14 protein-coding genes and 1 pseudogene are annotated in these 13,130 nt (G+C 65.3%); 9 read left to right on the top strand and 6 right to left on the bottom strand.

Translation table 11 applies throughout. The features are described from left to right. Positions 1 to 30 precede the first annotated feature (30 nt). The 4 genes from LWC34_RS18425 to LWC34_RS18410 are packed head-to-tail and all read right to left on the bottom strand — an operon-like array spanning position 31 to position 4,011. Positions 31 to 606, bottom strand: coding sequence for a PadR family transcriptional regulator (locus tag LWC34_RS18425; protein ID WP_233726264.1), 576 nt, complete (start codon positions 604 to 606; stop codon positions 31 to 33). A gap of 27 nt (positions 607 to 633) precedes the next feature. Further along, positions 634 to 2,058, bottom strand: coding sequence for an aldehyde dehydrogenase (locus LWC34_RS18420; protein ID WP_233726263.1), 1,425 nt, complete (start codon positions 2,056 to 2,058; stop codon positions 634 to 636). Continuing rightward, positions 2,055 to 3,371: an MFS transporter gene (locus tag LWC34_RS18415; RefSeq protein ID WP_233726262.1), complete on the bottom strand. Its 1,317-nt coding sequence runs from the start codon at positions 3,369 to 3,371 to the stop codon at positions 2,055 to 2,057. Before LWC34_RS18415 ends, LWC34_RS18420 begins: the two co-directional genes overlap by 4 nt. Before the next feature lie 13 nt (positions 3,372 to 3,384). Further along, the gene (locus LWC34_RS18410; protein WP_233726261.1) at positions 3,385 to 4,011 is read right to left on the bottom strand and encodes a class II aldolase/adducin family protein; all 627 of its coding nucleotides are present in this window, start codon (positions 4,009 to 4,011) and stop codon (positions 3,385 to 3,387) included. A 151-nt stretch (positions 4,012 to 4,162) separates the two neighbouring features. Here LWC34_RS18410 and LWC34_RS18405 point away from each other — a divergent pair, with 151 nt between their 5' ends. The 9 genes and pseudogenes from LWC34_RS18405 to LWC34_RS18365 all read left to right on the top strand — a co-directional run bounded on the left by LWC34_RS18405 (position 4,163) and on the right by LWC34_RS18365 (position 11,856). Further along, positions 4,163 to 5,065 carry a VOC family protein gene (locus LWC34_RS18405; protein ID WP_233726260.1) on the top strand — a complete coding sequence of 301 codons (903 nt, stop codon included), beginning with the start codon at positions 4,163 to 4,165 and terminating at the stop codon, positions 5,063 to 5,065. Then, complete coding sequence (locus LWC34_RS18400) at positions 5,062 to 5,928, top strand: acetaldehyde dehydrogenase (acetylating) (protein WP_233726259.1); 867 nt, start codon at positions 5,062 to 5,064, stop codon at positions 5,926 to 5,928. Before LWC34_RS18405 ends, LWC34_RS18400 begins: the two co-directional genes overlap by 4 nt. 19 nt (positions 5,929 to 5,947) lie before the next feature. Continuing rightward, on the top strand, positions 5,948 to 6,718 hold the full coding sequence (locus LWC34_RS18395) for a 2-keto-4-pentenoate hydratase (protein ID WP_233726258.1): 771 nt from the start codon (positions 5,948 to 5,950) through the stop codon (positions 6,716 to 6,718). Between the two features lies 1 nt (position 6,719). Beyond that, positions 6,720 to 6,905 carry a tautomerase family protein gene (locus LWC34_RS18390; protein WP_233726257.1) on the top strand — a complete coding sequence of 62 codons (186 nt, stop codon included), beginning with the start codon at positions 6,720 to 6,722 and terminating at the stop codon, positions 6,903 to 6,905. Positions 6,906 to 6,914: 9 nt separating this feature from the next. Further along, complete coding sequence (locus LWC34_RS18385; RefSeq protein ID WP_233726256.1) at positions 6,915 to 7,904, top strand: acyl-CoA dehydrogenase family protein; 990 nt, start codon at positions 6,915 to 6,917, stop codon at positions 7,902 to 7,904. A 74-nt stretch (positions 7,905 to 7,978) separates the two neighbouring features. After that, positions 7,979 to 8,895, top strand: a pseudogene (locus LWC34_RS18380) (TIGR03560 family F420-dependent LLM class oxidoreductase). A gap of 52 nt (positions 8,896 to 8,947) precedes the next feature. Further along, positions 8,948 to 9,403 (top strand): pyridoxamine 5'-phosphate oxidase family protein, encoded by a 456-nt coding sequence (locus LWC34_RS18375; protein ID WP_233726255.1) that lies wholly within the window; start codon positions 8,948 to 8,950, stop codon positions 9,401 to 9,403. 66 nt (positions 9,404 to 9,469) lie between these two features. Beyond that, positions 9,470 to 10,228, top strand: a complete 759-nt coding sequence (locus LWC34_RS18370; protein ID WP_233726254.1) for an SDR family oxidoreductase — start codon at positions 9,470 to 9,472, stop codon at positions 10,226 to 10,228. Continuing rightward, on the top strand, positions 10,225 to 11,856 hold the full coding sequence (locus LWC34_RS18365) for an FAD-dependent oxidoreductase (protein WP_233726253.1): 1,632 nt from the start codon (positions 10,225 to 10,227) through the stop codon (positions 11,854 to 11,856). The genes LWC34_RS18370 and LWC34_RS18365 overlap by 4 nt, the downstream gene beginning before the upstream one ends. Here LWC34_RS18365 and LWC34_RS18360 read toward each other — a convergent pair. Then, on the bottom strand, positions 11,824 to 12,735 hold the full coding sequence (locus LWC34_RS18360) for an IS3 family transposase (protein ID WP_233722569.1): 912 nt from the start codon (positions 12,733 to 12,735) through the stop codon (positions 11,824 to 11,826). The genes LWC34_RS18365 and LWC34_RS18360 overlap by 33 nt on opposite strands. Further along, on the bottom strand, positions 12,732 to 13,049 hold the full coding sequence (locus LWC34_RS18355; RefSeq protein ID WP_233722568.1) for a transposase: 318 nt from the start codon (positions 13,047 to 13,049) through the stop codon (positions 12,732 to 12,734). The genes LWC34_RS18360 and LWC34_RS18355 overlap by 4 nt, the downstream gene beginning before the upstream one ends. Between the last annotated feature and the right edge of the window lie 81 nt (positions 13,050 to 13,130).

The following is a 13,130-nucleotide window of genomic DNA, read 5'->3' as shown; positions in this document are numbered from 1 at the left end:
GGTCGCAGCGGGAAATCTTGCGGTTTTCTTTCAGTCCTCTGTGAGCAGTCGCTGTCCTTCCCGTGCCCATTCGGCACGGGTCCGCGCGACTGCCGCGACTCCGGCGAACACGTGGGCTTTCAGCCGGGCGATCCGGTCGTGGTCGGCCGGATCACGCCGGGTCAGCCGTTCCTTGAGCAGCATGGTGTCCTTGGCGAGCAACCGATCCCGGTGTGCTTCGGCCTCGTCAGCCGACTTCTCCTGCTCGGCGATGAACTGTTCGAGCACGGCGTGCGCCTTCTCCACGTCGATCTCGTCGAAGTTCAACGCCTGCACAAGGAACGGATCGCGTGGCGGCGCGGGGTCGTGCGGAGTGGACAGCCACTGCTCGAGTTCCGTCCGGCCCTGCGGCGTCACGCTGTAAACGGTCCTGGTCAGCTTGGGCCCGCGTGGTTCGTCGTCGCCAGAGATCAGCCCGGCTCGCTCCATTCTCCGCAGAGTCGGGTAGATCTGGCTCTGCGGTGCGGCCCAGATCCAGCCCGTGGAACTGTCGAAGAACTGGACCAAGTCGTATCCGCTCATCGGGCGTGCCTCCAACACTCCCAAGAGCGCGTGCTGCAGCGACATGTGGAGATCCTAACCAGCTAGTGGTGCTCAGCCTGTGATGTTCATGGTTACGGTCTTCGGCTCGGTGAAGAACTCGCGGCTGAACGAGCCGCCTTCCCTGCCGACCCCCGAATCGCCCACACCGCCGAACGGTGCGCGCAGATCCCTGATGAAGAAGCAGTTGACCCACACGTTTCCGCTGCACAAAGCGGCGGAGACCCGGTGCGCCCGGTGCAGGTTCTCGCTGAAGACCATCGCCGACAGACCGTACGGAGTCGAGTTGGCCAGCGCGACTCCTTCCTGCTCGTTCTCGAACGGCGTGACCGTGACGATCGGACCGAAGATCTCGTCCTTCTGCACGGGAGCGTCCGCCGGGACATCGGTGAGCACGGTCGGCCGGATGAACCAGTCGTGGTCGTGCCCGCCGGTCACGACCGTGGCACCGGCCAATGCGTCCTCCTGCAAGTACCCGCTGACCTTGGCGAAGTGCTTCTCGCTGGCCAGTGGCCCAAGGCCGGTCTGCTTCTGCGACGGGTCTCCCAGGACCATCGCGTCCGCCGCGGCCGTGAAGCGTGTCAGGAACTCGTCGTACACGCCACGCTGCACGAACAACCGCGAACCCGCGAGACACACCTGGCCGGTGTTGCCGAAAGCGGCACGAATCGCCCAATCGGTCGCGTTGTCCAGGTCGGCGTCGTCGAACACCAGGTTGGCGCCCTTGCCACCGAGTTCGAAGCTGTACGGCGTGAGGTTCGCGGCCGCGGCCGCGGCGATGGAACGGCCGGTCAGCGACGAGCCGGTGAACGTGATCCGGTCGATGCGCGGGTCCTTGACCAGCGCCGCGCCCGCGTCACCGAAGCCGAGGACCACGTTGAGCACGCCCTCGGGAATGCCTGCCTCAAGGGCGAGCCTGCCCAGGATGGCCGCGGAGTGCGGCGTGTCCTCGGCAGGCTTGAGCACGACCGTGTTTCCCCAGGCAAGCGCCGGGGCGATCTTCCAGGTCGCGAGCATCATCGGGAAGTTCCACGGCGAGATCGCGGCTACCACCCCGGCGGATTCGTAACGCGTGTACGTGTGGTGCCCGGTGTCGCTCGGAAAGGTCTCGGCCAGGCTGAGCCGGGCGTGATCGGCGAAGAACCGGATGTTCTGCGCCGAGCGTGGCGCGTCGTGCCCGGCGACCACGGACTTCGGCTTGCCCATGTCGCGGCTCTCGGCCTCGGCCAGCTCATCCGCGTGCTGCTCGACCAGGTCGGCGAATTTGTGCAGCAGCCGCCCGCGTTCGGTGAACCCGAGCCGGGGCCATGGACCTTCGTCGAACGCACGCCTCGCAGCCGTGATCGCGGCGTCGATGTCGCCCACGCCGCCACGGGCGACCGTGGCGTAGCTCTGGCGCGTGTACGGATCGATGTTGTCGTACGTGGCTCCGTCGACCGAGTCGACCTCTTCGCCACCGATTACGTGTCGGATTTTCATGCAGTGCGCTCCTTCAATTCGGTTTTGATCGCGTCGCGGAGGCGGTCATCGGCCAGCGCGGGGGACAGCGGAACCAGCGCGGCGGCGAGCAGACCGATGACGGCGACCGTGGCAAACAGGTAGAAGTTCCATTGGAAACCGGCTCCGGAAGCGATCACCAGGCCGCCGACGACCGGGCCGAGGATCGCGCCGAACCGGCCGACACCCAGCGACCAGCCGATGCCGGTCGAGCGGGCGGTCACGGGGTAGTAGCGGGTGACGAACGCGTTGATCAGGTTCTGGGTGCCGATCGTGCCGTAACCGGCGATGGCGACAAGGATGTAGATCGCGGCGATGTTCGGGCGCGCCGCCAAGGTCGCGATGCTCACCGCGGCCAGCAGGAACGAGATCACCAGCACCGGCTTGGAACCGATCCGGTCGGCCGCGCGGCCACCGATGATCGAGCCGACGATCGAGCCGACGTTGAACACCAGCAGGAAGCTCAGTGCCGAGCCGAGCGGGAAGTTGGCCTGGCGCATGATCTGCGGCAGCCAGGTGTTCATCCCGTACACCATCAGCAACGCGCACAGGCTCGCCAGCCACAGCAGCACGGTGCCCGCACGGAAACCGGGCTTGGCCAGCTCACGGATGCTGCTGTACCACGAACGCTTCTCCGGTCGGGTGACCTCGGGAACCGGGACGCCGAGCTTCGCGGCGAGTGCCTCGGCCTTGGCCGTTTCCCCGCGCAGCACCAAGTACTCCAGTGACTCGGGCAGGTAACGCAGCGCCAGCGGGACGATGACCAGGACGGGGGCGGCGCCGATCAGGTACATCGTCTGCCAGCCCACCGCGGGGATCAGCGGAATCGCCAGCGACGCCGCCAGGATGCCGCCGACCGCGTAGCCTGACTGCATGATCGTGTAGGTGATGTTCTCCTTGCCTCTGGGGGCGTACTCGACCACGAGCGCCGCGGCTGTCGGCATCAGTCCGCCGAGCCCGATACCGCTGAGGAAACGCAACAGGCCGAACACTTCAGGCGACGGCGCGAAGGCACACAACGCGGTGAGTGCCGAGAACCAGGTGACGCACGCGATCATGGTCCAGCGCCTGCCGAGCCAGTCGGTGACCGTGCCGATCAGCAGTGCGCCGATCAGCATGCCGATCAGCGCGTAGCTGCCGATCCGTCCTGCCTCGGCCGGGCCGATCTGCCATTCGGCGAGCAACGACGGAACAGTGGTACCGAACACCACCAAGTCGTACCCGTCGAACGCGACGGACAGACCGCATAACGCTACGACTGTCCACAGTGTCTTGTTGGGTGTTCCAGCGGCCATGGTGGAAGCCCTTTCATCCGTTGAGGTAGTTCCAGATCCGGTCAAGGAGCTCTGCTCCCGTCGCGAACCAAGCGTTTTGTTCGTCTTCAGTCAGTGCGACGGGCATCAGCCCGGCTGCCGACGCGGCCAGGGTGATCCGGCAGGCCTCTTCGAGAATCCACATCCGCGCGACCGCCTCGCCGACATTCCTGCCGACCGTGATCGCGCCATTTCCCTTGAGAACACAGGCGTATCCGTCGCCGAGGGTCGTCGCGAGCTCTTTGCCGAGCTTCGACTCGCGGATCAGCCGCGCGTTCTGGAAGACCGGCACGACCGGGCCGAGCAGCGCGCCCTGGCCGTGCAGCGGGACGATCGCGGACAGCGCGGCGGCCACGGCGGAGGTCGACGGCGGCTGCGCGCGGCAGATGGCGCTGACGTCCGGGCGGGCTTTGGCAATTGCGACGTGAATCCATGCCTCGCGGGGGCAACCGGTAGGCAATTCACCGACATTGATATCGATCTCGGTGAATTGATCGTCGGTCAATTCACCGAGCGGGCGGGGTGGCGTCATGAGCAGCGTTTTGTCGTCTATGCGGGCGCTGACGTGGCCAAACGCATTGACGAGGCCGGCGCGGTGCAAGGCGCGTCCGGCGGCGGTCAACTCGGGGGAGAGCTACGCGATGGGCATGGCTCACATACTTACCTGTATCTGTATACATGTCAATCTATTCTTGACAGATATACAGATACCGGTATGGTTCTAACCATCGATCTTCTCCCTGACTGATCCCCCGACGAAGCGGAGCTCTGCCGTGATCGAGCTGCAAGACATCGCCTACGTACGCTCGGGTACCGCCGACGTGAAGACAGCCGTCGACTTCGCGGTCGACATCGTCGGCCTTGAACTGGTTGAGCAGGTCAACGGGCATTCGTATCTACGATCCGACAACCGCCATCACTGTCTCGCGTTCGTCGAAGGCGAGTCCGGCGTGCTGTCGACAGCGTTCACCCTGTCCGACGAAGACGCGCTGGCCGCGGCGGAATCCGAGCTCGAAGCCGCGGGTGTCAAGGTCGGCCGTGGCGACCGCGCTGGTGCCGCGGTCCGGCACGTCCGGGACTACCTGGCCTTCGAGGACCCCTTCGGCAACGTCGTCGACTTAGTCATCGACCAGACCCAGCTGCCGAGGCCGGTCCGGTGGGGCCGGACCGCCGGAATCACCGAGTTCGGGCACCTCTGCCTCGACGCGCCGGACGTGCGTGAGGCCTACAGGTTCTGGTCGACCATGTTCAACGTCAAGGTCTCGGACTGGATCGGCGAGCTGGCGTGCCTGATGCGGTTCGACCCGGTGCACCACAAGCTCGCCGTGTTCAAGGGCGACGGCCCTGGCCTGTGCCACATGAACTTCCAGGTCGAGTCGATCGACGACGTGATGCGCAGCTGGCATTTCCTCAAAGACCGCGGTGTCGAGATCGAGATGGGGCCCGGCCGTCACCCGCAGTCCACCGCGATCTTCCTGTACTTCAAGGGCCCTGAGGGTCTGACGTACGAATACTCCTACGGCGTCCGCAAGATCACCGACCCGGACTGGAAGCCGCGCTACTTCGACCCGGCCGAGCCGGACGCCATCGACATGTGGTGCGGCACGACCAAGCGCCCCGGCACCATGACTCAGATCCCGGTCACCGTTGAACCGCAGATGCACGGGCTGTCATGACCACGGCAGTGACCAGAGCGGCGATCGTCGGCGCCGGGCACATCGGCATCGACCTGATGCTGAAACTGCGCCGCAGCAAGCACATCGACCTGCGCTACATGGTCGGTGTCGACGCGGCGACAGACGGGTTGTCGCGCGCGCAGAAGCTCGGTGTCGAAGCGTCCGATGGTGGTGTCGACTGGCTGCTGGCTCGAGACGACGTCGACTTGGCGTTCGACGCGAGCTCGGCCGCGGCACACCCCCTCAACGCGCCACGGTACGCAGAAGCCGGGATCAGGGTCATCGACCTGACGCCCTCGGCCGTTGGCCCCTTGGTGTGCCCGGCGGTGAATTTCGAGGACTATCGGAATGCCTTGAACATCAACATGATCACGCCTGCCGGGCAGGCGACTGTCCCGATCGTTCGTGCGATCAGTTCGGTTGTTCCCGTGACGTACGCGGAAGTCATCGCCTCGGTCTCGTCACGCGCGGCGGCCACAGGCAACATCGGTGGATTGGCCAGCCGTACCGCGGTGGCTCTTGAACAGATCGGTGGTGCGGCTGAGGGACGCGCAATTCTGATTCCTGCTCAGGCTGAACCGCCAACAATTATGCGGGACACGGTGTTCTGCCGGATCACATCCCGTCCAGATAGGACTGCGATCACCGAGTCGTTGCACCAGATGATTGCCAAGGTGGCCGAGTACATGCCCGGCTACACCTTGAAAGCTGAGCCGCAGTTCGTTGACGACCGGGTGGCTGTGTTTCTCGAAATCCGCGGCAGCGGAGACTATTTCCCGGACTGGGCCGGGAATCTGGACATCATGACAGCGGCCGCGGCCCGTGCTGGCGACCTGTTCGCCCGTACGTTGGTTGCGGCGTAAGAACATAGGAAGTGGCGTAATGACAGTCGAAGAGGCTGCCCGGCTTTTACTCGCCCGCGAGGACGACAGGACCGACGGGCCACCGTTGACCGACACGTGGTCCGATTTGGACTTGGAGACCGCGTACCGGATCCAGGACGAGACCCTGCGGCTGCGGCTGGCCAGGGGTGAGACGCTGATCGGCGTCAAACTGGGCCTGACCTCCCGTGCCAAGCAGCAACGGATGAACGTGGACAGCCCGCTCACCGCATGGCTGACCGACGCGATGCTCCTGCCGACCGGCGTGCCGGTCCCGATGGACAAGCTGATCCACCCACGCGCCGAGCCGGAGATCGCCGTCACCCTCAAGCGTGACCTCGAAGGACCCGGTGTCACGGCGGCGACCGCGCTCGGTGCGATCGAATACGTGTTCTCGGGTATAGAGATCATCGACAGCCGCTACGCCGATTTCCGTTTCACGCTGCCCGATGTCGTGGCAGACAACGCCTCGTCGGGCGCTTTCGTGACGGGCCCGATCGCGCGCGAGGTCGAAGGCTTCGACTTGGCGGCGGAGGCATGCTCGCTCGAAGTGGACAGCAATGTCGTCGACACCGCGACCGGCGCGGCCGTGCAAGGACACCCAGCCGAGGCAATCGCACTGGCCGCGAACGACCTCGGCCGCCGTGGCCGCCGGATGCGGGCCGGTTGGATCGTGTTGACTGGCGGCATGACCGACGCCGTGCCGGTGGTCAAGGAGTCCACCGTGTCGGCATCGTTCAGTTCGCTTGGCCGTGTCGTGGTTGGAGGCTGATGTGCCGCTTGTCCAGATTTCCGTTGCTGAGGGCCGTGATCCGGAGACGCTGCGCGCGTGTTTGAAGGCCGTGCACGACGCGGTCCGTGACAGCCTCGGAGTGCGTGACGAGAGCATCCGGGTGTTGCTGACCGAGGTTTCGCCCTCGTTGTGGAGTTCGGGCGGGGTGACGTTGGCGGAACGGTAGAATGACCAGGTGACGGACCTCGTCGAGCGGGCACAGTGGATCGCGGAGAACGTATTCCTGCCGGACGCGAAGGAAGTCGACGTCCGCGGAGTGATTCCGCCAAGCCATTTCCGCGTACTGGCACGTGAGGGGTTCTACGGCATCGCGGCGCCTGATGCCGGCGTGGGGTTCGAAGGCATCGTGACGGTGATCGAGACGCTCGCTGGTGGCTGCCTGCCGACGACGTTCACCTGGCTGCAGCATCACGCCGCAGTTCTCGGCGTGGCCAAGACCACGAATGAATCCCTGCGGGCGCGGCACTACGAGGACCTGGTGGCAGGCCGGAAGACGAGCGGTGTCGCGTCCGCGGGAGCATTGGCCGACCCGCCTCGCCTGCGTGCCACCAAGGCCGACGGTGGCTGGATCTTCGACGGTGACGCGCCGTTCGTCAGCGGCTGGGGGATCGTCGATCTCATGCAGGTCGTCGCCAACGCCGGTGAGACGGTGGTGTCGGCGTTGATCGAGGCCAAGGACATCCCCGCGACCAGGTACAACCTGATCGCGGTCGACGCGTCAGAGACCGTCCGGCTGACGTTCGACAACGTGTTCATCTCCGACGCGGTGATCATGTCGGAGACCCCGGCCGAGCAGTTCCGAGAAGTCCAGCAACTCGGTTACCGGCTGAACGGCGCCGTGCCAACAGGTCTCGCCGTCCGATGCGCCCGGATACTCGAATCCCTTGGCCGTACCGCGTCGGCGGAAGCGATCGACGCGGAGGTCAGCTCAGTCCGGTCCACATTGGATGAAGGAATGGCGGACCCGCAGGCACTGTTCGACGCCCGTGCGGCGGCAGCGAGTCTTGCGTACCGCGCCGCCGGTGCGGTCTTCGTCGCCGAGGGCGCAGACTCGATGCTCGCCGGCGGCCAAGGTGAACGCCTTGTCAGAGAAGCACTCTTCACCATGGTGACCGGCAGCCGCGCGCCGATGAAGAACGCGCTACTGGACATCCTCGCGCCCTGAGTCAGCCCGTACACCGGCGCGAAGTTGCGGTCCGGGGCGTCGCCGCGATGCCCGGGGTGTGGTGCTATGGACGTGTGGAACTGCATCTGTTCACCAATCCAGAGCAGGGCGCGACGTACGACGACATCGCCGAAGCCGCGAAAGCGGCGGAATATCTCGGGTTTGCCGGGTTTTTCCGCTCCGATCACCTCGAAGCGATCGGGGGAGTCCGGTTTTCCCGGTTCGACGGATGCCTGGCTGACCTTGGCGGCCCTTGCAAGGGAAACCCGCTCGATCCGCCTCGGCACGTTGATGACGGCGGCGACGTTCCGCCAGCCAGGGCCATTGGCGATCGCGGTGGCCCAAGTGGACCAGATGAGTGGCGGCCGCGTCGACTTCGGGTTCGCACCAGGCTGGTACGAACCCGAACACGCCTCGTACGGCGTGCCGTTTCCGGACACGGGTGAGCGAATCGACCGGTTCGAGGAACAGCTGGAGATCATCACAGGCTTGTGGCAAACCCCAGTGGGCGAACGGTTTTCCTATCAGGGAAAGCACTACCAGCTCACCGACTCGCCCGCGTTGCCCAAGCCGGTGCAGAGTCCGCGGCCGCCGATCGTGATGGGCGGACGCGGCCCGCGCCGCACACCTCGGCGGGTCGCGCAATGGGCAGACGAGTACAACTACGACTTCCCGGCCTTGGTGGACATCGCTCCCCAGCGTGAGCGAGTGGCGGCGGCCTGCCAAGCGATTGGCCGGGACCCGGCCTCGGTGCGGTTGTCGGTGATCGCTCGCGTGCGGGCGTGACGATGCCGAAGTGGCCAAGCGGTCTGTGGGTGGCTTCCCCGAGATGCTGAAAAATGGCCTTGTCGGTTCGCCCGCACAGATCGTCGACGGGATCGGCAAGCTGGCGGAGGAGGGCATCACCCGGCTTTACGTCCAGACTCCGCAACAGTTCGATGTGGACCACATCGAGTACTTCGCCCAGGAAATCCTGCCACAGCTGGACTAACGGATCGACCAGTCACTGGATCCCGGCGACATCCGCCAGTAGGGTGCGCCCCATGTCTGGGGATGCCATCGCACGCGCCGTGCTGGACGCGAACTCGTTCATGACACTGGCCACAGCAGACGAATCTGGTCTGCCGTGGGCGTCGCCGGTGTGGTTCGCCACCGAGAACTGTCGCGAGTTCTACTGGCTGTCCTCGCCAGAGACCCGCCATTCCAAGAACCTCGCCGTACGCCCGGAGCTGTCGATCGTCATCTACGACACGACCGTTCTTCCAGGCAACGCTCAGGCCGTCTACATGGTGGCTACGGCAGCGCAGGTGGCCTCCGAGGATCTGGAAGCAGCGCTTGCGCTGTACTCCCGAGTGTCAGTGGAAAGCGGTCTCAAGGAGTTCGGCCTCGACAGTGTGACGGGCGACGCACGGCTGCGCCTCTACCGTGCAACCGCCACCGAGCACTACATCCTGGATCCAGATGCCGGTATCGACACAAGAATCGCCGTATCCCCTTAGTTGTCACATTTCGGCGAGCTGCGGTGTCTTAGTCAGTGACTGAGACAAGACACGGAGGGCAGCTCCATGAAGATAGTTGTCATCGGTGGCACCGGCCTGATCGGCTCCAAACTGGTCGGCCGGCTGGGTGACCACGGCCACAACGCCGTCGCGGCCGCACCGGCGACCGGTGTGGACACCCTCACCGGCGAAGGCCTCAAAGCGGCACTGCGGGGCGCCGACGTGCTGGTCGACGTCTCGAACTCGCCGTCGTTCGCCGACGACGACGTGATGACGTTCTTCCGGACGTCCACAGGGAACCTGATCGACGCCGCGCAGGAAGAAGGCATCGGCCACTACGTCGCGCTGTCGGTCGTCGGCTCCAGCCGGCATCCGGAGATCGGGTACTTCAGGGCGAAGGCGGCGCAGGAAGACCTGATCATGGCATCCGGCCTGCACTACTCCATCGTGCACGCCACCCAGTTCTTCGAATTCGCCGTCGGGATCGCCGACATGTCCACAAAGGATGGCGTGGTCCGGTTGCCCGGTGCGGGTGTGCAGCCGATGGCGGCTGACGATGTCGCTGCGGCCGTCGGGCGTGCGGCCGTGGGCAAGCCGCTTGGCGGGCGGCTGGAGATCGCCGGTCCGGACAAGTTCGGATTGGACGAATGGGTCCGCAAGGTGTTGGTTGCTCGCAATGACTCCCGTGCGGTCGTGCAGGATTCCGATGCACGCTACTTCGGTGCGCACATGCACTACGACACGCTACTTCCGCGTCAAGGCGCCCAATTCGGGGTGATCAGTCTCGGGGATTGGCTCGCATTCGATGCGCAGGTGCGGTCATGAACAATACAGAGCACCAGATCGCGACCTCCGTCCTGGTGATCGGCAGCGGCGGCGCGGGTTTGCGGGCCGCCATCGAGCTGGCCGAGCGTGGTGTGGACGTTCGTGTGGTTGGCAAGCGGGCGAAGGCTGATGCGCACACAACGTTGGCCGCTGGCGGGATCAACGCCGCACTGGCCACAATGGACGAGGAGGATACCTGGCAGCAGCACGCCGCCGACACCATCAAAGAGAGCTACCTGCTCGCGAATCCGGATACCGTCCGGATCGTGGCCGAGAACGCCCCGCGTGGCATCGCTGACCTTGAGCGATGGGGAATGCCGTTCGCACGTGAGGAAGACGGCCGGATATCGCAGCGGTTCTTCGGTGCGCACACGTTCCGGCGGACGTCGTTCGCCGGTGACTACACGGGTCTGGAAATCCAGCGGACACTGGTGAACCGGGCAACACAGCTGAATGTTCCCATGCACGACACGTGCTACATCACCCAAATCCTGGTGCGTGACAATGTTGTCTTCGGTGCGTACGGCTTCGACCTGGAAAACGGCACGCGATACGTGTTCCACGCCGACGTGGTGATTCTCGCCGCTGGCGGGCATACCCGGATCTGGCGGCGCACGTCCTCCCGCCGTGACGAGAACACGGGAGACTCCTTCCGGCTCGCGGTGATGGCCGGTGGCCGAATCCGTGATCCCGAACTCGTACAGTTCCACCCGTCTGGCCTGATCGCACCGGAAGACGCCGCCGGGACACTCGTCTCCGAGGCCGCGCGCGGCGAAGGCGGCATCCTGCGTAACGGTTTGGGCGAGCGGTTCATGTCCAATTACGACCCGGCACGCATGGAATTGTCCACCCGCGACAGGGTTGCGCTGGCCGCTTATACCGAGATCAAGGAAGGACGCGGCACGCCTGATGGCGGCGTCTGGCTGGATGTGTCGCACCTGCCGCGCGAGACGATCATGCGACGGTTGCCGCGGGTGTACCAGACACTGCTCGAGTTGCAGATGCGCGGTATCACCCGTGAGCCAATGGAAGTAGCGCCGACGGCCCACTACTCGATGGGCGGAGTGTGGGTACAGCCGGAGGATCACTCGACCGGCGTCGATGGGCTGTACGCGATCGGTGAGGCCGCCAGCGGATTGCACGGCGCCAACCGGCTTGGTGGCAACTCCCTGATCGAGCTGCTGGTGTACGGCAGGATCGTCGGCGAGATCGCCGCCCGCTACTCAGCGGAACTGGCAGCCCAGCGCCGGTCGCGGGTCGTGCTCGGCGAAGCCCGGGCCGAAGTAGACGCCCTGCTCGCGGCTGACGGCCAGGAAAACGTTCGCGCACTGCAGCGGGCCTTGCGCAACACGATGACCGAGCACGCGGGGGTGGTCCGAGATGAAGCGGGTCTCCTCAAAGGACTGTCCGAACTCGACGAGATCGAGGAACGGATGAACAACGTCGGCGTGCACCCGGACCTCGCAGGTTTCCAGGACCTCGCGCATGCCTTCGACCTGAAGTCATCGGCGCTCGCGGCCCGTGCGACCTTGGAGGCCGCGCTCGAACGTCGTGAAACCAGGGGATTGTCAATCCCCTCAGATCGTGGAGACGGTTTATGCCACTTCGGTTCTGACCTGCGTCGCTGATACTGCTCGTGCGTGTGCCATCTGATGCTCGAACGGGATCGGGGCCAGGCCGTCGTTGGCGCTGTGCCGGCGGGTGGTGTTGTAGAAGTCCGCGATCCAGGTCGCGACCTTGATCCGCGCCTCAGCTCGGGTAGTGAACCGGTGTCGGTGTACGAATTCGACCTTGAGTGTGCTGTTGAACGCCTCGGCCGCGGCGTTGTCCAATGCGGACCCGACCCGGCCCATCGACTGCACCACACCCAGCGTCCGGCAGGCCGCCGCGGTCGCTGCGGCGGTGTATTCCGATCCGCGGTCGGTATGGAAGATCACCCCGTCCACGTCCCCGCCCCGGGTGGTCGCGGCCATCCGCAGCGACGCCACCACCACAGCCGCGTCATGGTGGGCGGACATCGCGTAACCCAGCATCCGGCGGGAGAACAGATCCTCAGTGGTCGCGAGATACAGCGGCCCCTCATCGGTGTCGATCTGCGTGACATCCCCGCACCACAACACATCCGGTGCCACCGCGGTGAAGTTCCGCCGAACCAGATCGCGAGCCACTGGCCGTTTCCCCGGCCGGGTCAGCGACCGCCGGCGTTTCGGCGGTCGTCCGGCCAGACCGAGCTCGACCATCCGCGCCGCCACGGTGTTCTCCGAGACCTTCCAGCCGGCCTCCCGCAGGTCACGGGTGATCCGGGGACTGCCATAGGTCTCACCCGAAACAGTGAACAACCTCCTGATCTGCTCATCCAACTGCTCCCGCCGCTGATCACGGGCAGTGGGCTTGCGGTTGATCCACTTGTAGAACCAGGACTGCGAGACCTCCAAGGCCCGGCAGGCGATCGCATGCGGGACACCGTGCTTGGTCCTCTGGGACGCGATGAACTCCGCCACGATCACTGGTTCATCGCGTCCTTCACCCACAGGACCACGGAGCGCTTGAGCACATCACGCTCCATCTCCAACTCGGCCTTCTCCTTCGCCCACTGTGCTCGTTCGGCCCGCAGCCGGGCCAACTCCGCACGCTCGGCCTCGTTCAACCCGTCTGCGGGCTGCCCGGTCTGGCGCCGGTCGGCCTGTACCCAGTTGTGCAGGGTGTACGCGCTGATCCCCAGATCCCGTGCGACCTGCGCCACCGACTTGCCGGTCTCGGACACGATGCGCACCGCACCCGCCCGAAACTCCGGATCAAACCGGCGCCTCTTATCTCCCACGACCTGATCATCTCTCTTGGTTCAGGTCTCCACGCTACGAGGGGAAGCACAGATGCCACAACCGTTCGGACTACCCGGACA

This window comes from Kibdelosporangium philippinense, from assembly GCF_021390435.2.
Classification (GTDB): Bacteria; Actinomycetota; Actinomycetes; order Mycobacteriales; family Pseudonocardiaceae; genus Kibdelosporangium; species Kibdelosporangium philippinense.
This window is presented reverse-complemented; position numbering and strand designations above follow the sequence as displayed.